At 48.0% G+C, this 23,130-nt stretch carries 24 protein-coding genes and 2 tRNA genes; 14 read left to right on the top strand and 12 right to left on the bottom strand.

What is annotated here, in order from left to right:
- The first annotated feature begins 72 nt into the window (after nucleotides 1–72).
- From sdhA to QUD54_RS00710, 6 genes are all read left to right on the top strand, one after another.
- Nucleotides 73–1,791, top strand: a complete 1,719-nt coding sequence (gene sdhA / locus QUD54_RS00735; RefSeq protein WP_286337046.1) for a succinate dehydrogenase flavoprotein subunit — start codon at nucleotides 73–75, stop codon at nucleotides 1,789–1,791.
- 9 nt (nucleotides 1,792–1,800) lie between these two features.
- Nucleotides 1,801–2,784, top strand: coding sequence for a succinate dehydrogenase/fumarate reductase iron-sulfur subunit (locus tag QUD54_RS00730; protein ID WP_286337045.1), 984 nt, complete (start codon nucleotides 1,801–1,803; stop codon nucleotides 2,782–2,784).
- Nucleotides 2,785–2,795: 11 nt separating this feature from the next.
- Nucleotides 2,796–3,755 carry a CoB--CoM heterodisulfide reductase iron-sulfur subunit B family protein gene (locus QUD54_RS00725; protein ID WP_286337044.1) on the top strand — a complete coding sequence of 320 codons (960 nt, stop codon included), beginning with the start codon at nucleotides 2,796–2,798 and terminating at the stop codon, nucleotides 3,753–3,755.
- A gap of 142 nt (nucleotides 3,756–3,897) precedes the next feature.
- Nucleotides 3,898–4,278, top strand: a complete 381-nt coding sequence (locus tag QUD54_RS00720) for a class II SORL domain-containing protein (protein WP_286337043.1) — start codon at nucleotides 3,898–3,900, stop codon at nucleotides 4,276–4,278.
- 111 nt (nucleotides 4,279–4,389) lie between these two features.
- On the top strand, nucleotides 4,390–5,055 hold the full coding sequence (locus QUD54_RS00715) for a uracil-DNA glycosylase (RefSeq protein WP_286337042.1): 666 nt from the start codon (nucleotides 4,390–4,392) through the stop codon (nucleotides 5,053–5,055).
- The gene (locus tag QUD54_RS00710) at nucleotides 5,043–6,305 is read left to right on the top strand and encodes a hypothetical protein (protein ID WP_286337041.1); all 1,263 of its coding nucleotides are present in this window, start codon (nucleotides 5,043–5,045) and stop codon (nucleotides 6,303–6,305) included. The genes QUD54_RS00715 and QUD54_RS00710 overlap by 13 nt, the downstream gene beginning before the upstream one ends.
- Here QUD54_RS00710 and QUD54_RS00705 read toward each other — a convergent pair.
- Nucleotides 6,269–6,649, bottom strand: a complete 381-nt coding sequence (locus QUD54_RS00705) for a YbgC/FadM family acyl-CoA thioesterase (protein WP_286337040.1) — start codon at nucleotides 6,647–6,649, stop codon at nucleotides 6,269–6,271. The genes QUD54_RS00710 and QUD54_RS00705 overlap by 37 nt on opposite strands.
- Nucleotides 6,649–7,614, bottom strand: coding sequence for a bifunctional 3,4-dihydroxy-2-butanone 4-phosphate synthase/GTP cyclohydrolase II (locus QUD54_RS00700; protein WP_286337039.1), 966 nt, complete (start codon nucleotides 7,612–7,614; stop codon nucleotides 6,649–6,651). Before QUD54_RS00700 ends, QUD54_RS00705 begins: the two co-directional genes overlap by 1 nt.
- 172 nt (nucleotides 7,615–7,786) lie before the next feature.
- Between QUD54_RS00700 and QUD54_RS00695 the strand changes: the two genes are divergently transcribed.
- The 8 genes from QUD54_RS00695 to QUD54_RS00660 all read left to right on the top strand — a co-directional run bounded on the left by QUD54_RS00695 (nucleotide 7,787) and on the right by QUD54_RS00660 (nucleotide 13,008).
- Nucleotides 7,787–7,861, top strand: a tRNA-Gln gene (locus QUD54_RS00695).
- A gap of 11 nt (nucleotides 7,862–7,872) precedes the next feature.
- Nucleotides 7,873–7,949: transfer RNA gene (locus QUD54_RS00690), tRNA-Met, on the top strand.
- Nucleotides 7,950–8,538: 589 nt separating this feature from the next.
- A complete protein-coding gene (locus tag QUD54_RS00685; RefSeq protein WP_286337038.1) occupies nucleotides 8,539–9,009 on the top strand; it encodes a hypothetical protein in 471 nt (156 codons plus the stop codon).
- Nucleotides 9,010–9,024: 15 nt separating this feature from the next.
- Nucleotides 9,025–9,495, top strand: coding sequence for a hypothetical protein (locus tag QUD54_RS00680; protein WP_286337037.1), 471 nt, complete (start codon nucleotides 9,025–9,027; stop codon nucleotides 9,493–9,495).
- A 771-nt stretch (nucleotides 9,496–10,266) separates the two neighbouring features.
- The gene (locus QUD54_RS00675) at nucleotides 10,267–11,727 is read left to right on the top strand and encodes an NAD(P)/FAD-dependent oxidoreductase (RefSeq protein ID WP_286337036.1); all 1,461 of its coding nucleotides are present in this window, start codon (nucleotides 10,267–10,269) and stop codon (nucleotides 11,725–11,727) included.
- 350 nt (nucleotides 11,728–12,077) lie between these two features.
- Nucleotides 12,078–12,614, top strand: a complete 537-nt coding sequence (gene msrA / locus QUD54_RS00670) for a peptide-methionine (S)-S-oxide reductase MsrA (protein WP_286337035.1) — start codon at nucleotides 12,078–12,080, stop codon at nucleotides 12,612–12,614.
- Nucleotides 12,611–12,832 carry a (2Fe-2S)-binding protein gene (locus tag QUD54_RS00665; RefSeq protein WP_286337034.1) on the top strand — a complete coding sequence of 74 codons (222 nt, stop codon included), beginning with the start codon at nucleotides 12,611–12,613 and terminating at the stop codon, nucleotides 12,830–12,832. The genes msrA and QUD54_RS00665 overlap by 4 nt, the downstream gene beginning before the upstream one ends.
- Nucleotides 12,832–13,008 carry a hypothetical protein gene (locus tag QUD54_RS00660; protein WP_286337033.1) on the top strand — a complete coding sequence of 59 codons (177 nt, stop codon included), beginning with the start codon at nucleotides 12,832–12,834 and terminating at the stop codon, nucleotides 13,006–13,008. The genes QUD54_RS00665 and QUD54_RS00660 overlap by 1 nt, the downstream gene beginning before the upstream one ends.
- Here QUD54_RS00660 and QUD54_RS00655 read toward each other — a convergent pair.
- Genes QUD54_RS00655 through QUD54_RS00610 form a run of 10 tightly spaced genes read right to left on the bottom strand, consistent with a single transcriptional unit; the run spans nucleotide 12,998 to nucleotide 23,055 of the window.
- Nucleotides 12,998–14,587 carry a methyl-accepting chemotaxis protein gene (locus tag QUD54_RS00655; protein ID WP_286337032.1) on the bottom strand — a complete coding sequence of 530 codons (1,590 nt, stop codon included), beginning with the start codon at nucleotides 14,585–14,587 and terminating at the stop codon, nucleotides 12,998–13,000. The genes QUD54_RS00660 and QUD54_RS00655 overlap by 11 nt on opposite strands.
- A gap of 39 nt (nucleotides 14,588–14,626) precedes the next feature.
- A complete protein-coding gene (locus QUD54_RS00650) occupies nucleotides 14,627–14,851 on the bottom strand; it encodes a hypothetical protein (RefSeq protein WP_286337031.1) in 225 nt (74 codons plus the stop codon).
- Entirely contained in the window at nucleotides 14,848–15,930 is a 1,083-nt protein-coding gene (locus QUD54_RS00645) for an ABC transporter permease (protein ID WP_286337030.1), read from the bottom strand. The genes QUD54_RS00650 and QUD54_RS00645 overlap by 4 nt, the downstream gene beginning before the upstream one ends.
- Complete coding sequence (locus QUD54_RS00640) at nucleotides 15,927–17,039, bottom strand: ABC transporter permease (protein ID WP_286337029.1); 1,113 nt, start codon at nucleotides 17,037–17,039, stop codon at nucleotides 15,927–15,929. The genes QUD54_RS00645 and QUD54_RS00640 overlap by 4 nt, the downstream gene beginning before the upstream one ends.
- A complete protein-coding gene (locus tag QUD54_RS00635; RefSeq protein ID WP_286337028.1) occupies nucleotides 17,036–18,661 on the bottom strand; it encodes an ATP-binding cassette domain-containing protein in 1,626 nt (541 codons plus the stop codon). Before QUD54_RS00635 ends, QUD54_RS00640 begins: the two co-directional genes overlap by 4 nt.
- Entirely contained in the window at nucleotides 18,654–19,292 is a 639-nt protein-coding gene (locus QUD54_RS00630) for a phosphatase PAP2 family protein (protein ID WP_286337027.1), read from the bottom strand. The genes QUD54_RS00635 and QUD54_RS00630 overlap by 8 nt, the downstream gene beginning before the upstream one ends.
- Nucleotides 19,282–20,445: an MFS transporter gene (locus QUD54_RS00625; RefSeq protein WP_286337026.1), complete on the bottom strand. Its 1,164-nt coding sequence runs from the start codon at nucleotides 20,443–20,445 to the stop codon at nucleotides 19,282–19,284. The genes QUD54_RS00630 and QUD54_RS00625 overlap by 11 nt, the downstream gene beginning before the upstream one ends.
- The gene (locus tag QUD54_RS00620) at nucleotides 20,442–21,599 is read right to left on the bottom strand and encodes an HlyD family secretion protein (RefSeq protein ID WP_286337025.1); all 1,158 of its coding nucleotides are present in this window, start codon (nucleotides 21,597–21,599) and stop codon (nucleotides 20,442–20,444) included. Before QUD54_RS00620 ends, QUD54_RS00625 begins: the two co-directional genes overlap by 4 nt.
- On the bottom strand, nucleotides 21,587–22,453 hold the full coding sequence (locus tag QUD54_RS00615) for a patatin-like phospholipase family protein (RefSeq protein ID WP_286337024.1): 867 nt from the start codon (nucleotides 22,451–22,453) through the stop codon (nucleotides 21,587–21,589). Before QUD54_RS00615 ends, QUD54_RS00620 begins: the two co-directional genes overlap by 13 nt.
- The gene (locus QUD54_RS00610; RefSeq protein WP_286337023.1) at nucleotides 22,450–23,055 is read right to left on the bottom strand and encodes a TetR/AcrR family transcriptional regulator; all 606 of its coding nucleotides are present in this window, start codon (nucleotides 23,053–23,055) and stop codon (nucleotides 22,450–22,452) included. Before QUD54_RS00610 ends, QUD54_RS00615 begins: the two co-directional genes overlap by 4 nt.
- Between the last annotated feature and the right edge of the window lie 75 nt (nucleotides 23,056–23,130).

The following is a 23,130-nucleotide window of genomic DNA, read 5'->3' as shown; positions in this document are numbered from 1 at the left end:
TAAACTATTTTATAGACTAAGTATGTATAATTGGCCTATATTCCTATGCTATTAACAAAAGGATGCGTCTCAATGAGTGTACAGATACATAAATACGATGTTGTGATTGTCGGTGCCGGACTTGCGGGCCTGGCCGCCGCGCGCGAACTGCAGCGTGCCGGCAAGAAAGTGGCCGTGTTGACCAAACTTCACCCGCTGCGAAGCCATTCCGGTGCCGCGCAGGGTGGGGTCAACGCCGCACTGAGTGAAGACGACGATATCGAACTGCATATGTTCGATACCGTCAAGGGAAGTGACTATCTCGCAGACCAGGATGCGGTCGAGCTGATGTGTTCCAAAGCCCCGGAAACGATCCGCTGGATCGCCAACTCCGGTGCCGCATTCAGCCGCAAAGAGGATGGTACGATCGCCCAGCGGCCGTTCGGAGGCCAGTCCAAGCCCCGCGCCTGCTACGCCAAAGACCGAACCGGCCTGACGCTCCTGCAAACGATTTACGAGCAGGCCGACCGGGAAAACGTTACCTTTTTCGACGAGTGGTACGTTGCCGATATCGTCTATGAAGATGGGCTTGTAAAAGGTGTCGTCGCCTACAATATTCGCGATCTCGAACCGGCCATTTTCAATGCCAGAGCGGTTATGTTCGCTACGGGTGGTTACGCCCGCGCCTTCAAAATCAGCTCCAACGCGCACGCCAATACGGGTGATGGCCTCTCGATCGTCGCACGCCACGGCCTTCCACTCGAAGATATGGAGTTCGTCCAGTTCCATCCGACCGGCCTCGCCGGAAGCGGTATCCTTATCTCCGAAGCGGCCCGCGGAGAAGGTGGACGTCTCTACAACAGCCTCGGCGAACGCTTTATGGAAAAATACGCTCCCGAAAAGATGGAGCTCGCTCCGCGTGACGTCGTCAGCCGTGCGATTACCAAAGAGATCCTCGAAGGACGCGGTGTCGGACCGAACAAAGACGCCGTCGCCATCGACCTGACCCATCTCGGTGAAGAGATCATCATGGAGCGCCTTCCTGAACTTCGCGACCTCGCGCTCACATTCCTCGGGCAGGACATGATCAAAGAGCCGATTCATATCGCTGCGACGGCGCACTACTCGATGGGTGGCATTCCCGTCGACATCGACGGTCACGTCAAGAAAAACCCGAACGAGATCGTTCGCGGTTTCTACGCGGCGGGCGAGTGTGCTTGTGTCAGCGTCCATGGTGCCAACCGACTGGGTGCGAACTCGCTGCTCGAAGCCCTCTTCTTCGGCCGCCACGTCGGACAGCATATCATCGAAGATCTCGAAAGCGACAGACTCGAGTGCCATGGGGTGAACGCGGCCGATGCCGACCGCATGCTCGAGGAGATCAAGTTCTGCATGAACAACAACGGCACCGAGTCGGTACCGAAACTTCGCAGCGAACTGCAGCAGACGATGACCGAAAATGCAGGTGTTTTCCGTACAGAAGAGACACTGCTCAAACAACGGGCGATTCTTGTAGAGCTTCGTGAACGCTATAAAAACATTCGTATCGACGACAAGAGTAAAATTTTCAACACCGATTTGCAGGAAGCCATCGAGCTTGGTCATATGCTCGATTACGCTACGTTTATCGTTGAAGGTGCCATTGCACGAAAAGAGAGCCGTGGTGCGCATTACCGTGAAGACTACCCGACGCGCGACGACGAAAATTTCCTCAAACACACCTTCGCAACGATGGATGAAGGGGGGAACATCAACCTCGAATACGGTGATGTAACACTCGGAAAATTTGAGCCGCAAGAGCGAACATATTAAGGATTGGGTATGAGTACTGAACGCATTACAAAAAAACTGACTTTTAAAACTTTCCGCTTCAATGCGGAGACCGATTTTCTGCCCTATTTCAAAACCTATGAGATGGAAGTGGGCAAGGATGAACTGGTTCTGGATATCCTCAACCGCATCAAATGGGAATTCGACGGAAGTTTCAGCTATCGCCGAAGCTGCCGTCACGGTATCTGCGGAAGCTGTTCGATCAAGGTGAATGGAAAACCGGTTCTTTCGTGCAAACAGAATGTCTGGGAGTTGGTGGAGATTTTCGGCACCGATACGTTGCTGCTGGAACCTCAGAGCAAAAAACGTGTCGTCAAAGATATGATTATCGACAAGAAAGATTTCTGGGACAAGCACAAAGCGGTCAAGCCTTGGCTCGAAGCGGAGATCGACGAGCATCCGGAAGCGGAGATCCGTGTCTCCCCGGAAGAAGCGGAAGCACTTCTCGAGGCCGACTACTGCATTCAGTGCGGGAACTGTTACTATGCATGCCCGGCCGTCGAAGTGAATGAAGAGTTTTTCGGACCGGCACAGTTCGCCAAGGCATTCCGATTCAATGCCGATGTTCGTGACACCGCCAAACGTGAACGTCTCGAAACCGTTCGCGAGATGGGACCGGGAATCTGGGATTGTGTCAAATGTTTCGAGTGTGCCGAAGCGTGTCCGAAAGATGTCGATCCGATCGGAAAAATCACCAAGCTACACAACCAGCTTTTCGAAGAGGGGCTGGCACAGGACAATGTCGCGACACGTCATGCGGTTGGATTCAAACACTCCATCAAAAAACATGGACTTCTGGACGAGGGCGAATTGGTCCGATACTCCGAAGGCAATATCGGTGTCATGAAACACCTTCCGGAAGCGATTGCCATGTTCAAAAAAGGCAAAATCGTCATGCCGTGGAATATGCCGAAATCCAAAAATCTCGATGAGATCAAAACACTCATCAAAACATCATCGAAAGTTAAATTTTAAGGGGAACGACTATGGCAGAATTAAAATATGCACTCTACACGGGATGTACGGCACGAGAATCGACCCCCGAACTGTTGATGTCGACGATGGCAGTCGCGAAAAAGCTGGGTATCGAACTGATCCTTCTGGACGAGGCGAGCTGTTGTGGTGCGAGCCACCTGCAGGATTTCGACGATTTTTTGTCTCTCGTACTCAACGCTCGCAATATCTGTTATGCAGAAAAGCAGGAACTGCCGATGCTGACGATATGTAACACATGTCAGCTCAATACCGTCATGACAAAAGAGCGTCTCGACAGTGACGAAAATCTCAAATCCCAAGTGAATGAAAAACTTGCCGAAGTGGGCCTGGAATATAAAGGGACGAGTTCCGTCCGACATTTTCTCTATGCAATCATCGATGATTACGGGCTCGACAAACTGGCCGAGCAAGTGGTGAAACCGCTCAACGACTTCAACGTCGCAGCATTTTACGGATGTCACAACATTCGCCCAAGCCATATCCACCATGTCCATAACGCAAAAGTCATCGAAAAGGATGTCGGAGAAGGCGGCGGAGAGCAGGCGTTCGACACAACGGAACTGCTCGCCAGATACAACGACAATGAAAACCCCTACAATCCGACATCACTCGACCGCCTCATTGAAGCGCTTCAGGGCAAAAGTGTCGATTACGAAAGCAAGAACAAATGTTGCGGCTTCCATGCCGACCTTCAGTCTCCGAAAACGGCCAACCGTCTCACCGGGACGGCACTACTCGACGCGATCGACAACGATGCGGACATGATGGTCACACCCTGCCCGCTTTGCCATCTGAATATGGACGTCAAACAGCATACGGTCGCCAAAGAGATGGGGCGAGACATCAGTCTGCCCGTTCTCCATCTTCCTCAGCTCATCGGTCTCGCACTCGGCATCGACCCCAAAGAGCTCGGACTGAAGCACAACGTCGCAGAAGTCAACTTCGTATAGTCACAAGAGCGCGGGGCCTGCCCCGTCCTTGGTGACTTTTCTTACTATTTTCTTAACCAAATCAGCAAATCAGACAAAATTTATCTTCTTTAACAACACTATGATAGAATAGCTTTAACAAAATTAAGAAAAGGAGGCCAACATGCCTAAGATTAACCGATATGTTGACATCGATACCGTAGAAAGAGAAGCGAAAAAAGATTATATCGATCGCCATTCGCCGTTCGTTCATTGCGAAAGCAGTGCCAAAAAAGGTGAAAAGTTCAAAGTGAAAGTGAAAGTCGGTGAAGAGTACGCTCACCCGGATGATTTCGATCATTACATCGCATACGTGCAGCTTTGGAACGGTGAAACACTGCTCGGACAGGCGACATTTACACCGGGAACACTTGGCAACGAGAAGAGCCAGGTCGAAGTAGATTTCTATATCATTCCTCAGAAAAACCTGACATTGACTGCCATGAGCTACTGCACCAAGCACGGCCTGTGGGAAAGCGATCCGGTCAAAGTCGTAGTAGAATAATCAAAGAAGCTCCGCTTCTTTGACTTAGTAACTCTCTAATAAATTTGCACAGAGGGGCATTTTCGGATGCCCTAACCTCTTTTTAACCCCTTTTGACCTAAACTATCTCCCATGAATCGCCTCTATAACGCATTACAGCTCAAACGCCTTTATCAGCTTAAACAACTCGGGGTTCAATATGTACCGCTCGTGGAAAAAAGAGCATCCGTACAAAGATCCCTTCCTTCTGACCTCAAAGCGTTGGAGCAGATCGTTTCACAGTGTCAACTCTGTTCGTTGAGCAAAACACGGACGAAAACGGTCTTTGGCGAAGGCAACCCGAATGCAGAGCTGATGTTCGTCGGTGAGGGACCCGGTGCGCAGGAAGATACCTCCGGGCGTCCTTTTGTCGGAAGAGCCGGAGAGTTATTGACGAAAATGATTGAAAATGCGATCGAAATACCGAGGAGCGAGGTTTATATCACCAATATCGTCAAATGCCGTCCTCCGAACAATCGTGTCCCGACACCTGAAGAGGCCTACACCTGCCTTCCCTATCTACAGAAGCAGATCGAATTGGTAAGCCCGCGTATCATTGTTGCACTGGGTGCGACCGCCTACCACTATCTGACTGGCGACAAGACCGGAATCTCGAAGGTACGGGGCGAAGTGATAGAGATGGACGGCTTCAAGTTGGTACCGACCTATCATCCCAGTTATCTTTTAAGAAATCCATCTGCCAAAAAAGAAGTTTATCAGGATCTTCTGAAAATCAAGAGGTTGCTATGCGAAAATTGATACCGTTGACACTTTTGTATGTTGTACTTTTGGCCCAGAGCCAGCTGCTCTCTCCCATTCCGGTGCCCTCGACAGTCATTATCGATCTGGATCCCGAACCGTATGACGATGCCATGCTTGAAACTGCGCTGGCAAATGGGAAGGTATTTACATTTATCGCAAAATCGAAACATACAAAAAACCCTGAACTTTCATCGTTGCGCCAGAGTTATATGACACTCTTTTCCCTGACACACAGGATTTATACGACATCGGCATTCAGGCTCGCTTTCATCGTGCCTTATAAAGTCATTGGGAAATATGCCTACTCCACATCCAATACAGCCCTCGGTTATCTTCTCAATCGCGGTATTCCTTTCGAAATGGAACTTTTCGCCATCGACGACGAAGAGAACACATCGTTGCAAAGCGCTCTCGATACCATCGATGAGAAGAGATTCGATCTGGTCGTCGCCCCAGTGACCCAAAAAGGTGCCAGTTACCTCTGTAGCCAAAACGGTTTGACGAAAATTTTTATACCCACGCTGCATAAAAACAGGATTGAGTGTGATAATGAGAAGGTCTACTTTGGAGGAATCGACTATACCGGACAGATCGAAACACTCTCCTATCTGGTCGAATCCAATGCCACGACCGTCACCGTTTCGGACAACTCCGCCATCTCACGAATGCTTTCACAGACCGTTTACAATATCGTCGATGTCGACGACACCATCGTTCTTGGCCAGAGTGGGTATTACAAAGACCTTATTTTGAAACATGAAGACCTCAATCAGTCGACAATCTTTCTGAACACTCCCGTCGTCAAAAGCAGCCTTTTTCTTTCCCAGCTGACCCTGGCCGACTACAAACCGCAGCAGGTTCTCAGTACGCAGATCAACTACTCTCCCCTGCTGCTGACATTGACACAGTACCATGACAGAGAAAATATGGTGCTTGCAAGCTCGATCGGTCCGATGGATTCGACTTTGACGGAGAATATCGCCCTTATCAATCAGGATATCCGATTCAATTGGCTCAACTATGCGACCATTGCAGGAATCGACAATGAATTTTCCATATCGACATCGGAAGAGAGACTGGCGAACGAAGTGTTCGTGGATGGATCGCTCGAATACAATGTCTACCTCTATGAAGCGGGACTCTACCGTTTCGTACCCAAAGAGGTTCCCTATCCCGCAGAGGAGCGGATCGAGACAATCGAAGAGCAGTTCTACTCTCCGGACTCCCAGGATGAGATGAGTGAGTAGATTTGCACCGGAATCCTGGCCGGTTTGTCATGGATCAGGTAAGCGAGGCGTACACGCATTGTAAAAAGTGTATCGGAATCTCTAGAGACTGTTTGCAAAAGAGTGATCGAAACCGCTTTTTTCTCGATCATCCGCGTATTTACAACGACGATGTCCCCCAGTTTGGCTGGTTTTTCGTACGATGCCTCGATACTCTTCACGACAAAGTATCCCTCCTCGCTTTGAGGAGAGAGACCGTTTGAAAAGAAGAGCTCGCTGCGGGCCCTTTCGCAGAATTTCAGATAGTTGGCATAGTAGACGATGCCGGCCGCATCGGTATCCTCGTAATAGACACGGAACTCCATCAGATTTCGATCTCCTCGACGATATCGAGACCGAAACCTCCGAGCCCGACGAACTCCTTGCCTTTGCTCGAAACGAGCAGTTTGATATTTTTGATGCCAAGTTCGGAGAGGATTTGAGCACCGATACCATACTCTTTCATCGTATCGCCACCCGTGGCATCTTCAGCATCGAGAAAAACGATGACACCTCCATTGTGTTTGAGATAATCGATCGATTTTATGAGCTGGCCGTAACGGTGTTGATTTAAAAGAAGATCGACATCCCTGCCTATATTATGGAATTTTACATTTTCCGTTTCATGAAGTCTGTAAAAGACTATGGCGTAATGTCTCTTCCCCTGGTGATCGATAAAGAGTTTCTTCTCGACTTTCGTATCGAAAAATTCGATCTCCTCCTCCTCGGCGAGGTGAACCAGCCTTTCATTGCGAAGGCGGTATTCCACGATATCGGAGATATAGACGATATTGAGATCGTGCTTTTTCGCGAAAAGCTCCAGGTCGTCCCGTCGTGCCATCTGTCCATCTTCACGCATGATTTCACAGATGACCGCACTCGGAGCCACGCCGGCCAGTTTGCAGATATCGACGGAACCTTCCGTATGTCCGGTGCGTACGAGAACACCGCCCTCTTTCGCTATGAGAGGAAAGATGTGTCCTGGGCGAACCAGATCCTGGGGTGTACTGATGGGACTTGCCAGGAGTTTGATGGTCATGTCTCTCTCAAAGGCGGAAATACCTGTCGTGGCGTCTTTCGCATCGACAGAAACGGTAAATGCCGTCTCATGCTGAGAGTCGTTGTGCTGTACCATCGGTTGAAGATGAAGCCTATCGGCGATCTCTTTCGAGATAGCGACGCAGATGAGCCCCTTTGCTTCCGTCGCCATAAAGTTGACTTTCTCCGGTGTCGAAAATGTCGCGGCATAGACCAGATCGCCTTCGTTTTCCCGGTCTTCATCGTCTATCATTACGACCATTTTCCCATGTTTGATATCTTCTATTGCCCGTTGAACACGTTGAATCGGCATCGCTTGTCGTCCTCTTTTTTAAATTTTGAAAAATTATAGCGAAAAACTCTTGACAACGGTGCGTTTTTGCATTATAATTCTGCCCACAAACAGGCAATAGCCTCTCCTTGAATGGGGTGTCGCCAAGTGGTAAGGCAACTGGTTTTGGTCCAGTCATTCGGGGGTTCGAATCCCTCCACCCCATCCACTTTCTTCTGTCGCGGGATAGAGCAGTTTGGTAGCTCGTCGGGCTCATAACCCGAAGGTCGGAGGTTCAAATCCTTCTCCCGCAACCAATTAAACCCCCTAAAATTCGAACTTCAAAGCACTTTAAAAAACTTAAGTTTTTCTTTGTGTACCCTGGGTATATGGATCATACGTTAAATCGATGTCTCGATCGATCGTCAGTTATTCTCCTTTGATTTTGTTGCACTTTAAACTTAATTGGGCGATATAAAAAGCACAAAGACGATATAAAAATCTTCTATATGATTTGCTTGAATCCTACGGTTCTAAGTGTCCTCAAGTACTTTTCGGTGAAAAATGGGATAATAAAATTCCTCTTTGTATAAAGCAAAATAATCAAAATTTTTGGCATGGTTTTCGTTCGAAGAAATGACAAGAGCAATAGCTTCAAATTTGGGGTCAGATCTGTAATAACAAGGTCCTGACACCAAAAAAACCGTCGTTATTGTTTCTTGGATTTGAACTAATCATCTATACTGAAGTTTAATTGTTTTATGATTTTTATATTAATACTTTTTGTATTTAAAATATCTAAAAAAAACAATAAAAATAAGGAAATTTTATGTTTATAAAAGATAAAATTTCATTCTTCAACAATATGTTGTTCAAACAAATAAAAATCAAAAAAGGAGAACAAAAATGAACACATTAAAAATACTAACGGTATCAATGATTCTGTCTGTTACTGCACTTATGGCTGACTATACGGTATTTGTAACAAAGAGTATTCCTTATACTGAAGGTTCAGAAAAAGAGATTTTCTTTGGAACACTTGCTGACTATTCTGAAGCTCAAACTGAGATCGCAAAAAATATTGCGGAACATGGAACAATTGGTGCAATTAATGGAATGAGTACAGGTGCTCAAGCACTTGCCAGAGGATTCTATGGTGAGGGACTTAAGTACGTAGGTGCAGGTGCAGCTATCGGTATCGGTATTGCTTTGCTTGATCCTATTGTAATGGATATGTATGCAGATCAAGAGTATATTCTTGTTAAGAGTGTTGATCTTGGAGAAGGAAGAAAAGCTTTGAGGGCTGTATTCTTTGTTGGAGATAAGCACCCTAGTCTTTCTGCTGAGCAAATCCATTCAATTTTGAGAAATAAATAAAAAGGAGATATAAAAATGAAAAAAATTACTATGTTGGTAATGGTTGCATTTGCTGCAATTAGTTTTATAGGTTGTGCTGCTTCAGGTACAAGAGTAAAAGTTCCTTCTAATCTTGGAAGTGAATTTAAGGTTATTGATAAAGGAAACAGAGTTTACAATATTAGGACTTCTGAATTGCATAAATGGAAACCTTCTGAGCGAGTTTCTGTTGCAATGAGGGCAATTGATTTTGCAAAGAGATATGGAAAAGCAAATGGTTATAAATATATGGCTATTGTGAATGAAGGAACAAATAACCTTTCGGGGTTCCCTATCAATGATAGTAGAAGCATGAAAAAATATTTGTCCCTTTATAAAACAAAAAACTATAATCCTAAAGCAATTCAGGGTTCCGGACGAGACGCTATTATTAAAAATGGTGCTTTAAATTTGAAGGTTTCTTACTTCAAGTCTAGTATTCCTGGTATGTTTCTTTGGAAGATATAAGAAAGAGGGCATAAACCCTTTTTCTTGCCCATTCATTTTATAATATTTTTATTTTAAATATAGTAAGGAAAATCTACATAGTTTATAGTTAAAAATAATATATTTTTCCCTCTAAATTGAAACTGTTCTTAGTTCCTTTTTTAATAAATGTCTTAAAAATAAATTTATGGTGATTAGTTTAATGAAAGGAAAAGCTCTTAAAAAAGAGCCTTCTCTTAATCTGGAATTGGTACTATTTGTTCAGAGGTGTCTTGGAAGATAGCGTCAAAATCACTAAAGTCAATATCTTGATTAAAAGTAACTTCTAAGAATTCTTTAAGTTCATTTAAATCAATGCATTTTTTCTTATGTTGACCGCAACCAATCCTTTATGAACCATTAATTCAGACTTTTTTAAAACGCCAACCATTTAACCACAAAATTATAGTTCAATCTTACAATCTCCTATTTCAATTTCAATTATTCCTTTCGGCTGATATATTGTTACTATTGCAAAATACTCTTCCGGAAACTTTCCGAATACCCTATATAGCGTTGTACTCCAACGATTTTCTTCATATTCCAATTCCAAAGATATTGCTTCCGTTGTGTGTTCTATCTTTTTTTAATCAACTTTATCAATTTACTTGCAGTTTCTATTCAGTAATTTATATTATTTATTAAAAAAAACCATTTTAAGAAGTAAAATTGAGTCTTTTTTCAGCTTTTAAGTTATCATTTAATTAGTAAGGATTATAATCAAATGAACTACCAGTTTTAAGGAGACAAAATATGGCAAGAGTAGTTGTTTTAGGCGGCGGTGTATCCGGACATACTGCGGCTACATTTCTGAAAGATTGGCTAGGAAGCAATCATGAAGTGGTCGTCGTTACACCAAACAGTAAATGGAACTGGATTCCATCCAATATATGGGTGGGTGTCGGTAAAATGAAAAAAGACGATGTTGTTTTCGATCTTGGGCCGGTTTACAAAAAAGCCGGTATCGACTATCGACAGGCCAAAGCCCTTTCCATTCATCCGGAAGGCAGCAAGGAGAGTGAATCTCCTTATGTCACGATAGAATATACGGGACAGGATAAAGAGGGAGAGAAGGAAGAGATAACCTACGATTACCTTATCAATGCGACAGGCCCGAAACTCAATTTCGGTGCTACGGAAGGACTGGGGCCGCACGGCGGACACACGGTTTCAGTATGTACGGCCGACCATGCCATTCATGCGAATGAAGAGCTTCAAAAGTGTATCGCGAAGATGAAAGCCGGAGAGAAACAGACACTCGTTATCGGTACGGGGCATGGCATGTGTACATGCCAGGGTGCGGCGTTCGAATATATCTTCAACATCGATTACGAACTGCGCGCAGCTGGTGTACGCGACAAAGCGGAATTGATCTGGCTCACCAACGAATCCTTCCTTGGTGACTTTGGAATGGGCGGGATGCATATCAGGCGTGGCGGTTACATCGCATCGAGCAAAGTGTTTGCCGAATCGCTCTTCGCCGAGCACGATATGGAATGGATACTCGGCACACATGTTACGAAAGTCGAAGAGGGAAAGATCCATTATGAAACCCTCGACGGGGATACGGACGTTCAGGAGTTCGACTTCTCCATGCTCATCCCTCCATTCGGCGGCGTCGGCCTCAAAGCCTACGACAAAGAGGGTGGCGACATCACCGATAAGGTATTTGCACCGAACGGATTTATGAAGGTGGATGCCGATTATACGCCGAAGCCATACGAAGAGTGGAAAGCCAGCGACTGGCCGAAAACTCTGCAGAATCCGGATTACAAAAACATGTTCGCCGTGGGAATCGCGTTCGCACCCCCTCACCTGATGTCGAAACCGATGAAAAATCCAAACGGTACGCCGATCAACCCGACACCTCCGAGAACCGGTATGCCGTCGGCGATGATGGGAAAAGCGGTCGCCCAAACACTCAAAGACATGATCTTGAGTGGTGCGAAAGAACCGACCCATACGGCAAGTATGGCGGAAATGGGTGCAGCGTGCGTCGCATCTGCAGGAAGCAGTATGCTTAACGGAAAAGCGGTATCGATGACGGTCTATCCAGTCGTTCCCGATTATGAGAAATACCCGGGTGTAGGACGTGATCTCGACTATACAACGGGAGAGATCGGCCTCGCAGGACACTGGATCAAATATTTCCTCCACTACGCATTCATGTGGAAAGCACAGCTCAAGCCGGGCTGGAAAATCATCCCAGAATAAGAAAGGATAAAAATGGCACACGAACACGTAAAACATATCAACCCCTATAGCCCGCAGTCTGGAACGATGATTCCAGGTGGATTGGTAAAGTTCCTGAGAACCTGCGTTCTATGGCAGATTATACGTTTCATCGTTATCAATATAAGAATGACGAAACTCATTCTAAAATCTCACCACTGACCTATCTACCAGAGGCGCCTCGGCGCCTTTGCGTTCTTTTTTAATATCTTTGGACAACATCTCTTTTATCTTTTTATCACTACAATCATTGTATGAAAAATATCACTGCCGTTATCATCACTTTGATGGCTCTTTTTGGGAGCCCAGCCTATACAAAAGAGGAATGTACAATGTCTGAAAATTATGAAAAAGCGACTTTTGGAGGGGGCTGCTTCTGGTGTCTGGAAGCAGTTTTCGAAAATGTCAAAGGTGTTGAAGATGTAGTAAGCGGGTATACCGGTGGCCATATCGACAATCCAAGCTATGAAGCGGTCTGTTCCGGATCGACCAGACATGCGGAAGTCGTGCAGATCACGTATGATCCGAATGTCGTTAGCTACAGAGAGCTTCTCGATATCTTCTGGAAGATTCACGATCCGACGACGCTGAACAGACAGGGAGCCGATACTGGTACGCAATACCGCTCCGCTATTTTCTATCATGATGACGGACAGAAGCGAATTGCCGAAGCGAGCAGGCAAGAGGTGCAAAAACATTTTTCCGCTCCGATCGTTACGGAGATCGTTACACAGACAAAGTTCTGGCCTGCCGAGGCATACCACCAGGATTACTTCAGGAACAACCCCTACCATGGCTACTGCCAGGCGGTCGTCGCGCCGAAAGTGGAAAAATTCAAACACCATTTCAAGGAGTGGGTCAAGCCATGATCGACAGAGATAGAGTCATCTGCTACTGTAACGACAAAACGGTAGGAGATATCGTGGAACTGATCAAAACCAACAGTATCGAAACGCTCACGGAACTGGTCGATCAAGTCGATATTCCATTGGGTGATAAATGCGAAGCGTGTCTCGAAGAAGGATATGAAAACGATGGTTATTCATTGGCGATGGTTTTGTCGCTTGTAAAACAAAGGAGGCTGTGATGGCTGAAAAAACGATCGATCTGGAGGTAAAGGTAACAATGGAAGAGATGAAAAAGATTGGCGAATTCTGTCGGGAACAGAATGTCAATTTTTCCGAATGGATGCGTGGTCTGGCGCTTCGGGAAATTGAACGCAAAGCGAAGGAGAAGGCACAGAAGTGTACTTCTACGTCTTGAATCTCTCGAGCGCTTCGTTTAGTTCTTCGGCCAGCTGATTTAGCCGGTCGCTCAGACGGCGAATCTTTTCGACACTCCCGATATTCTCTTCCGAAGAGTTTTTGATCTCTTTGATCTCCTCGAGTATCAGATTCACTTTGGTACCGAGTTCTCTCGATGTCTCCAGTGCGCTTCTGCTGACATCGTCGACCCTGTCCATAAAGTTTACCGCTTCGAGAATGCTTTTATCCGTATGGCCGGCTGCATCGGTCAAGGCTTCGACCTGTTTGGCATTTTTATTCATCGCGTCACTCGCGTGTGCGATCTCTTGAACGATGACACCTATCGTTGCATCTATCTCCCCAAGGCTTTTTTGTGTCTGTTCGGCCAGTTTCCTCACCTCGTCCGCGACGACGGCGAATCCGCGCCCATGTTCTCCTGCACGTGCCGCTTCGATGGCGGCATTGAGTGCGAGAAGGTTGGTCTGATCGGCGATTTCGGAGATCGACTGCAGAACGTTTTTGGCCGCATCGGCATTGCTTGTCAGTTCGCTGAGACGCGAGGCCATTTCGATGCCCGATTCCGCCTGTACTTCGATTTGCTTCAGTAGATGGGTGATTTCGTTCTGAATGTTCGAGACGAGTGTTTTTGCCTCTTTCACATCGTGTGAGCTCTGTTGTGCACTCTGTATATTTTTTTCGAGATCTTTTTGGATCATTTCACCGGTTTTCACGGCATTTTCGACGATGTGTATGCCCTGATGTGAACGGGCATCGACACGTTCGGATTCCGTGTGCAGCTCTTTGGCAATGGCCAGATTGGTGTGACTCGACTCTTTCGCGTTCGCAATGGCACTCTGCATCTTCTCGATAAAAGCATCGACCCAGTAACCGACATCGGCGATTTCATCATTTTTGACAAAATGGAGGCGTTTCGTCAGGTCGCCTTCGCCACTTGCGATATCCTTTACACGTTTTTTCAGTATATCCAGAGGTTTGAAAACGTTTTTCTTGAAAAAGAGAAGAAACATGGCGATGGCGACAACCGTAGCGATCATCAAAGCCGATACGATGACGATCTCCATCGTACGAATCTGGGCATCGCTCTTTTCGAGAGAAACCTCCAGATCCATAACACCCAAAGCATCGTTCTCCTTCACATTGGTATGGCAGGAGAGACACTCTTTCGTCGCAAGCAGCGGTTTCAAAAGCCGCATTCTGTGGCCGGATTCTCCATCGTCTTCGAGGACTTCTATTTTTCTGGAAGCAAACACTTTCCGAATATTGGGATCGTCGGTAAACGAAGCCTTCAGGCCGAACGCTTCGATCACCTCTTTCGATTTCGCGATATGGATATTTTCGATGCCTTCGATTTTTTTGACTGTATGGAGGGTATCTTCGACGATGGCGGGATCACCGAAATTCATACTGGTACGGATCGCGACAAAAATGGAATCGCTCAATGTATTGATTGCATCGCGGGACGATTCACTCACCACCTTGTTGAAGGTATTGAAGAGGTAAACAGTAAGAAGCAGTGAGCCAGAAATGAGCGTCGTAAGAAGCATTACTGTAAATTTGCCACGGATCGTTCTTGGCATCGTCAATCCTTTTGCCATTTGATGTATTATTATATTATTTTATAATTTAAATTCCGCTTCCGCATGCTGTGCCGCAGTCGTGCCTTTGAGGGTCAGTTCGTTTTCTTCGATGTATCCTTCATTTTTCAGGATTTTCACAAACCGTTTGCCCTCTTTCATCGTAAAGACACGGTTGTTTTCGAGCATCGCAAGAATGTCGCGAAGGTTTTCACCTTCCTCTTTTTTCAACAGCGCCAACAGTATCACTTTCTCTTCGGTTATCAAAACACTTTTCCTATTTTTTGAAATCCGTAAAAGTATAACACACTTCCAAGCCCAATGACACCGGCGAAATAGCTACCGAGCCCGTCAAACGGCGTACCCCGGAAAAAAATGCTTTCACTCCCCTCGATATAGTAGCGTAAGGGCGAGATGAGCGAAAGATTCTGCAAAACGGGATCCATTGCATGAATAGGTGTCCATGCTCCACTGAGAAAGATAAGCGGCATCATGATAAGAATGGAGAATTGGGCGACCTGAAGCATGTTTTTCGAAATTGCAGCCACGAAAAGGCCGATACCCGCACTCGTAAAAGCATAGAAAAACGAAAGAAGGAAAAAAGACCATATCGAGCCATTGATTGGGATGTCGAATGACCCGAACAGAACGATACCTGTCGCGATGACGACACCTGCCACGATGATGAGCACTTGTGAAAAACTTTTTGCCAGTATGATCAGTTTCGGGTCGATCGGTGTCAACAGCATGATATCCCATGTTCCGTTCTCCTTTTCGCGCACGAACACGGCTGCGGTGAGGATAACCCCCAGAAGCGTGATGACCGAAAGCATCTCGGCTAGCGCCATAAACCATGCCGTCTCCGCGTTTTGATTGAAGAGTTTATGAATTTTCAGTACCACAGGCATCTGCAGGTCCGCATATTCGAGTACAATGTTTTGTAGATACTGAAGGGCTTGAAAACTCTGTGTCGCCGCCACCGAGTCGAGAAGAAGATCGAGCTTTGCGTGCCCTCTTTTTTTAAGATCTTTTTCAAAATCGGATCCGAAAATGAGCCCTACCATGATTTCACGATTGAAGATGGCACGGCTCAGCGCCTCCTGTGAAGGGAAAGGGATCGGTTTTTGGAATTCGGGCATATGCAGACGGCTCAGAATTTTCCGACTCATCCCGCCGCCACTTCGGTCGACATATCCGACAGCGATATTTTTCGCCTGCATCTCGATCCCCTTCCCCGCGATATAGATATCGAGTGTGAAACTGTAGAGCACGACGGCCACGAGGCCCCAGGAACGGAAAAAACCGATGAGTTCCTTGGCTACGAGTGCCGAAAAGGTACGGATCATCGTATCTCCTTTTTCATGAGCCAGGACCCAAGAAGCGTGATAAAAAGGGCATACCCTACCAATATTGCAAGATAAAGCTGGTTTTTGGGCGAATCGAGCCCCTGCCCGATCAAAAAGGTGTCGTAGACGAGGTGGTTGTAATACATCACAGGGTAGATATGTGCCTCGATCTTCGATTCACCGCTCATCGAAGAGATCGGCATCAGCATTCCCGAGTAGAGAAACCCCGGAATGATCGTAATGATGATCGTCAGCACGATTGCGACGATCTGCGTCCGGGTGATGATGGAGACCATCATACCTACCCCCAGGCTGATGAGCACATAGAGTTCGCTCGCGAACCAGTAGAGGGTGAAACTGCCGCGAAACGGGACCTCGAAAAGCCAGGTCGCCCACAGAAACAGGATGAAGATGTTAACCGAATGAAGAAGAAGTGCAGGCACCAGTTTGGCGATGATGAATTCGCTCTTTTTGACGGGTGAGGAGAAAAAGCTGAAGATGGTCCCCTCCTCCTTCTCTTTGACGATGAGCAGTGCCGAAAGTATGGCAGGCGCGACGAGGAGAATGAGCCCGATCAATCCCGGTACGATTGCATTTTCGTCCCGCATCGCCTGGTTGAAAAGGTTACGGTTCTCTATGGTGATGAGCTTTCGGGGGATCTGCGGTACCAGTTGTGTGGCGGCATTGAATACAACCCCTTTGACGTAGTTCTCCATCGTTGCCGCACGCACAGGAAAAGCGCCGTCGATAAAGACGGCGATCTCCGTCGGCTGACGGTGGAGAAGGCGCTTTTCGAAACTTTCGGGAATGATGATCACGATATCCGTTTTCGCCGCTTTGATGCGGTTCATCGCCGCATCCTCGTTCATCCACCCAACGGTCGTATCGAAATATTTGGAGTGCTCGAAACGGGCCGTCAGGTCGTGCGATATTTTGCTCCGGTCGTTGTCGATAATGAGCGTCCTCGCATGTGTCACCTCCATTCTGATGCCATATCCGAAAAGAATGATGATCATCGTCGGCATGACATACACCATCATGATCATTTTCGATCGGATCAGCTCTTTGAACTCTTTGAGCATATAGGCTTTAACGACACCGATGTTCATTCCCTCTCCTTGTAATAGTGGAGGAAAATCTCTTCGAAACTCTTCGCTTCCGGATGGGTTTTGTAGAGGTTTTCGACAGTGTCGTCGGCCACTTTCCTGCCCTGTTTCAGCAGTACCACACGGTCACAGAACTCCGCTTCGCTCATATAGTGGGTTGTAATGAGGATCGCAATGCCCCACCGCTCTTTCAGAAGCCTCAGCATCTGCCAGAATTGGCTTCTTGCGATCGTGTCGACCCCCGAGGTGGGTTCGTCCAGAAAGAGAACGACCGGTTCGTGCAGCAATGCCGCCGCCACCGAAAAGCGCTGGTTGATCCCAAGTGGAAGCTCCGTCGGAAGCATATCCATAAAAGATTTGAAACCGAGTTCTTCGGCATAGCGTTCGATTCGGCGAATCGCCTTGTCGGCCGGAATCTGGTGCATACTCGCAAAATAGAGAAGATTCTCTCTTACCGTCATATCTTTGTAGAGTGCAAAGTGCTGGCTGACATACCCGATTTTCGCTTTGAGGTCACGGCGGTCTTTCGCGCTGCGTATCGGCCGGCCCAGAAGTGTCAACTCCCCCTCATCGATCGGATAGAGGCCGAGAAGCATCTTGATAAAGGTGGTCTTTCCCGCACCGTTGGCGCCCAAAAGACCCAGGATCTCTCCGCTTCGAAGCTCCATGTCGATATGGTCGTTCGCGATGAAACTGCCGAACCGCTTGGTGAGTCCTTTCGCTTCCATCACGACCGGAGGAATCGGCTCTTCACTCTCACGTTCGCTCACTACGATCGGCGGAAGTGTTCTGCCCTGCTTCAAGGCGTTGACGAAGAAGAGCGCTTCGAGATTCGGTCTCTTTTTCGGAACATCGAGGGGATCGAGAGAATAGGTGTAGTGGCCTGTTCCGATACATCGTTCATTGTGGCAGGCGGCCGGTTCGTAGGTATAGTCGCGTACGGTATCGATAAGTGCATCACCCGTTCCGGACGCAATGATTCTTCCCTCGTCGAAAAGGTAGACCCTGTCCATTTTCGCAGCTTCTTGCATATAGGCCGTACTGACGAGTGCGATGGTTCCTTCCGTGTGACGTATCTCCTCCAGAATCTCCCACAACTCGAGCCGGCTGAGCGGATCGACACCCGTAGTCGGTTCATCGAGAATCAGCAGTTTCGGACGGTGCAGAAGCGTACATATAAGCGAAAGCTTCTGCATCATTCCGCCGCTGAGATTGCCTGCCTGCCGCTCGCTGAACGGTTCGAGGCCTGCCATTTCCAAAAGCTTCCGTCTGTATCTTGTATGCGCCTCATCCTCTCTGATATTCCTGATTCTTGCAAAAAATTCGAGGTGTTCGGCGACAGTCAGGTTTTTGTAAAGAACCAGGCCGATTCCCTGCGGCATCAGTCCGATCATGGACTTCAGGGGTTCCGCTTCATCGGGTGTATGGTAGACGGTCCCTTCGAATGTGATCTCACCTTCGAACCGTCCTACACCGGCGATGGCGTGCATCAAGGAACTCTTACCCGCCCCGTCAGCTCCGATGAATCCAAGAATTTCGCCCCGATCTGCCGAAAGGGAGGCATTCTCGATTGCCGTGACCTTTTTGTGCCGGACCGTAACGTTCCTGACATCCAGGTCAGCCATCGCCATTGTCTCCGGAGATGTCGAAAAGAAGTACCGAGCCCGTAGCGATGAAAAGCCCCAATCCCCATCCGCCAAGAACGTCGGAACTCCAATGAAGATTCAGATAGATCCTCGAGAATCCTATGAGCATGGGCCAAAAAAGAAGAAATAGACCAAAGAAGATCCTTGCTGCACCATTTCTGATTTTCGACACGAAAAGGGTGTATACGATCAATGCAAGTGTTGCGGAGAGTGTAGCGTGCCATGACGGAAATGCGTAGCTCGAAAGATCCAGCAAACCCTCTTTCGGACGCTCTCTGCAGATGAAGAGCTTCAACAGCGATGCAACCATCGCTGCCGTTATGATGGTAAAGAGATAGAGCTTCAGTGCTTTCCATCGTCTCTTTCCGATCAACAGCATGGAAACGGCAATCGAAACGAGTAAAACGGCGAGCATACCGTTGAGATGTGTTGTCACGACGAAAAATCTATCCAGAAAAGGGGTATGTAAAGATGCGAAAGATGCAGCGGCCACCTTGTCGAAAGAGGGAACTTTTCCCTGCAGTGCAGTGGAAGCCATGGAGAGGAAAAGCGCCAGACCGGTAAGATTCAAAAACAGCAATACTTTTTTGCGATGGATCTCACTCTGCATGCCGCCACCCTTTTATCATCAAAAAAAGAAGTGTCATGACCCCGGTTCCGCTCATAGCATAGATCAGTGCCGTATCCATACCGAAGTGTTCCCATATCATTCCGCAGATGTAGGCGCCGAGTGCCCCGAAGAGTGCTACGGAAGCGTAGAAAATACCGTAGACAGAGCCGCGATTGTCGGCTTTTTTCGCGATGAGTGCCCGGTTGGCATTGAGCGAAGCGACGGTAAAGAGGCCCAGGAAGCCGTAGGCGACCCAGGTCAAAAGAGGGGTTTGAACCCATAGCAACAGTTGTGCCGCTGCGCCGCATGTATAGGCGATCGCCATAATGCGGTTGACACCGTAGCGGTCGATCCATACACCGAAGATGTAGCTTGTGAGGGTCTGCATACCGGTCGATACGACAAATAGAAGCGGTATCATCACTGTCGCGATCCCGATACCTTTTGCCTGCATCGTGAAGAATGCTTCATTGAAGACAAAGAGCAGAAACAGGAAGTAAAACAGAAGCGAGCGGATGGCCGCTTTGTCGTTTGCGGTGAATTTGAAACGCGATTTGCCCTCTCTTTTGGAAGGTTTTGGGATGTCGCGAACGAAAAAGAGGACGATAAAGAGACTGATCACGCCGGGAACGAGTGTGGCAAAGAAGATATTGCGCATGACCGCTTCGCCCTGCCCCAGCGTGTAGAGAAGGCCCAGCAAAATCAGTATGCCGCTGAGTTCACCGGCGATGTCGAGTGTTTTATGGAATCCGAACGTACGGCCCGACGCCCTCTTTTCGCTGTAGTGGGCGATCATCAGGTCTTTGGGGGCGGAACGCAGCCCCTTGCCGAAACGCTCGAATGCCTTGAGTGCCGCGACCCCTTTGTAACTGTGGGTCAATCCGATAAGCGGCTTGCTGAAAGCCGAAAGCGCATACCCTCCGACGACAAGCGGCTTGACGATGCCGTACCTGTCGCTGATATAGCCCGAAATCAACCGCAGCGAATAGGAGACAAACGTGGCGACGGCGACGATGATACCGAGCTTGTCCATCCCTTCGTGCAGAATCGTGACGACAAAAATGGGCAGAATGGGGTTGATCATCGCCGACGCCATATCGGTGAAGAAGCTGACCCATCCGAGCATCACCACATTTTTATCGATCTTTTTCATAGGGGCGGCAGCTCACGGAGTGATTTTGGCAGGCCCTTGCCGTCGAGTGAAACGACTCCGATGGCGGGAAGGCCGAGTTTCAGAAGTGGATCGACCTTCAAAGGTTTGAGATGGAGGGCATAAACACGCTGAATGCGGTCGCTGCGTACACTCACCTCTTTGGGGGTGAACTCGGCATTCTGTGCGATGCGTACCACCTTCGCTTCGATCGGCCGGTCGGGCCAGGAATCGAGGAAAATGACCGCTTTGTCTCCGATTTTTATCTTGCCGTTTTGAATCGTATCGACAAAGATTTTGAGATAGAGAGAGTGGGGATCGATCAGCGATGCGACAGGCATGCCGGCGCCGAGCACTTCACCTGCATTGGCGATCTTCTCTACGACAAAACCGTCGATCGGAGAGCGAATCGTCATCTCCTCGAGCACGGCTTCGACTTCGCCGCGTGCATCTTTCATCGCCTGTACCCCCTCCCTCAGCGCTTCTATCCCCTCTTCGAGTGCGTCGATCTTTCGCTGTGCGGCCTTCGCTTCCGCAAAGTCCGCTTCGGCGATTTCGATGGCGGCACGGAGCTGTTCTCTTTTATGCCCGAGTGCGGCGAGTCTGTCTCTGTCGGTATCCCTTTTCAATGCCGCTTTCTCGAGAAGCTCTTTTTGGATCAGTCGTTTTTCATAGAGATTTTTCGTTCGCTCGTAGTCGCGATCATCCTGCTCTACGACTCTTTTTTGTGCTTCGATACTCTTTTCGAGCTCTTGGAGCTGCGCTCTGCGGGTTTTTCGTGCCGAATCGGCCCGTCTGAGTGCGAGAGGAATCGTCTTTTTCGCGATGTTCAGTTCCGTCTTTTTCGCATTCAGTTCCTTTTGCTTCGCCCGAAGCTGTGCCGTCACCTGTGCCAGCTTCGCTTCATACTCCAAGCTTTTGAGTCTGGCGACAATATCGCCCTTTTTGATGGGCATGCCGTCTTCGACGGCTACTTGCTCGAGCCGCCCGGGGTATTTTACATTGAGGTCGACAAGATCGCCGTCGATGCGGCCGACACCCTCTACCAGATTCGAAGGCACTTGTTTGGGATTCAGTTTTTCGTAGATCATCACGGCTGCCACGCCAAGCAGCAGTACCGCTACGATCCCGAGCCAATACTTCTTCAGCCGTTCCATCGACTCTCCTTCACTGTTTTGAGTCTCTCTCTCGTCGCCAAACGACCCGCTTCGATCACTTCGGCCGCTTTGTGGAAATCGAAGGTGTTGCACACATGCATCGAGATGTCGATCATGATGTCGGGGGGATATCCACCGATGCGGTATCTCGTCAAGGCATCCTGCATTGTATCGAACGTCTTATCCAAAACGTCGAACATCGTAAATTTTTTATCTTCTTTCGCTTTTGTAAAAAGATCTTTTACGACCCGCTCGATCTTGTTTTTACGTGCTGTCTCCGTCGCTTCCGTTTTCAGCTTCGGTTTGGGAATCTCTCCGTACAGATTGACCGCGATCGTCAGATCGGTCAGGTCCGACTGGGTCGGCGCGACGGGGAGTGGGTTCAGGGCACCACCGTCGACGAGAACCATTTTTCCCATCTTGACCGGTGTGAAGACGGAAGGAATGGCGATGGAAGCACGAATCGCCTCGAGCAGATCGCCTTGCTGAAACCATACCTCCTTCTGCTTCACGATATCGGTCGCAACCGCGGTAAATTTCAAAGGTAGTTCCTCGATACGCTGCCGGCCGATGATCTTGGAGAGTTTGCCGAACACTTTCTCCCCTTCGATGATCCCGCCGCGGGAGAAAGAGATATCCAGTAGCGAAGCGACATCGAGTGCGTCGAGTTCGAGTACCCACGCTTTATACGCATTCAACTTCCCGCAGGCATAGAGCCCCCCTATCAGCGCACCCATCGATGCGCCGCTGATCGAGACGATTTCGTATCCATGCTTTTCGAGCTCTTCGATGACCCCGATATGGGCATATCCGCGTGCGCCGCCGCTGCCGAGCACCAGTGAAATTTTTTTCATGCTTTCATCCCCTCCAGAAACGCTTCGAGTACCCTTGCCGCATTCTCGTCGAGCTTTTCACCGTAATGGATCCAGTATTCGACATATCCCATCGTGAAGGCATTGAACAGATAGGCGAGTTTCATGTAGTTTTTCTCTTTGAGTGGTTCGACGCTGTCGAGCCGCTGAAAAAGATCGGCGAGAAATCCGAAGATCGGCTTGGCGGGGTCGTTTTTTTGGGTGTTCATCTTGACGAAGAAGAGCGGGTCTCCGACAACAGGGTCTTCGAGAGCCTTGCGTTTGGATGCGAACACTTCGAACTTCAACTCGACGTAACGCTGTAAACATGTTTTCGGATCCGATGATGTAGAGCATTTCTGGAGCAGAAGCGTATGGAACCGATGGATCTGGTATTCGATATAGGCATAGTACATCTCCTCTTTCGATGAGAAAAGTTTGTAGAGCGCGCCTACCGATATTCCCAGCCTATTGGCGATCTCCTGCATTTTGACTGAAGAGAACCCTTCACTCTCGAATATTTTGGAAATCTCTTCGAGTACCAGATTTTTTTTGGTCTCCAGGACTTTCTGTTTGATAATCTCTTTCACGACTGCTCCATCCATCGATATCGATTTAGATTTTATATCAGAAACTCTTAATCTGGAATTAGTTAATATTTTTGTGAATTTGATTCACTT

It is taken from the genome of Hydrogenimonas cancrithermarum, assembly GCF_030296055.1.
Taxonomy (GTDB): domain Bacteria; phylum Campylobacterota; class Campylobacteria; order Campylobacterales; family Hydrogenimonadaceae; genus Hydrogenimonas; species Hydrogenimonas cancrithermarum.
The sequence above is the reverse complement of the archived record's forward strand: the minus strand, read 5'-3'. Positions and strand labels throughout refer to the sequence as shown.